This is a genomic window from Streptomyces sp. NPDC048484, from assembly GCF_040651415.1.
Classification (GTDB): Bacteria; Actinomycetota; Actinomycetes; order Streptomycetales; family Streptomycetaceae; genus Streptomyces.
In genome coordinates, this window is sequence record NZ_JBEZJY010000152.1 from 1 (window position 1) to 1122 (window position 1122).

Annotated in this window: 1 protein-coding gene; it reads right to left on the minus strand. The window is 69.3% G+C overall.

Annotated elements, in window-relative coordinates:
• Positions 1-821: 821 nt before the first annotated feature.
• The coding region (locus AB0D14_RS45010) for an ATP-binding protein (protein ID WP_362791344.1) at positions 822-1122 on the minus strand (301 nt) is incomplete at its 5' end.

The window sequence follows — 1122 nt, forward strand, 5'->3', positions numbered from 1 at the left end:
GCGGCACACCGAAGGCACCCGCGCGAAACTGAAACGCCTGGTCAACCGCGGCCTCCTCACCGAACCCGAGCCCGGCCTGTTCACCCTGCCCCGACCGGCTCCGCCCGCACCGGACACCACCTCAACCTGAAAACCGCCGAACCATCACAGAACGCCCTCTGAGCCACAGGACCCCGACGTACGGGTGATCCGGCTCGCCGCGTCCTCGCCCCGTCCATCGGACCCAGTGGGGGAGACGAAGCGGGTGTACCACCATCGGTGGCCGGTACGGATGCACAAGGTGAGGCAGTGGTACCCCAGCCGTCAGGAACACCGGGTGATCTGGCGCGGCCCCTACATCAAAGGCCCCGCCGACGCGCCCCTGATGATGGGCGAGAAGACCTACCTCGTGGATTCGTGACGCGGCGGGTCAGATTGGGGCGCGGCCGCGGTCGGCGATCCCTGGTCGGCGGGCTGAAGCCCGTCGACGTCGACCGAAGAGGTGATCTGCACATCGGCGAGCGCACGTTCGTTTCTCCGGTACGACTGTTCCCCTCACACGAGTGACTGGCAGTGCAGTCACCGCATGGCGCGGCCGGCCGCTATCAACAGCAGATGATCAAGTCTGCTCTGCGGAGTGTCATCGCCGCCGCTCTCGTTGCCCCGTACTACCTGGCACAGGCAGTCTGGCCTGCGGTGGATACATGCACGAGACGACCGGCAGCAGCCTTCCAGCTATCAGAACTCCGGCTGTGAGGGCCGGTGGTAGAGCCGTTGGTGCCAAGTACGTGCTCCGCTCCCCGGGAAGGCCGCCGGCCCCGGTCGGGGCCCGCGCCTTGGCGCTACCGGGCGAGAAGGGCGCTTACCGTCTTGCCGCCGGCCGTCCGGCGGGTCACCGCGGTGGCGCGGGCGAGGCGGTTGACCATGGGCCAGCCGAAGCCGCCGGTGCCGCCGTTCAGGTCGGGGGTACGCATGCGCGGCGCCTGCGGGCTGCGGTCGTGCACGGCCACCGCGATGCTGTCCGGGTGCGCGGTCAGGTCCAGGCTGAAGGTGCCGCCGCCGTGGCGCAGGGCGTTGGTGACGAGTTCCGAGACGACCAGGACCACGGTGTCGGCAGCCTCGGCTGCGATCGGACGGTCGAGA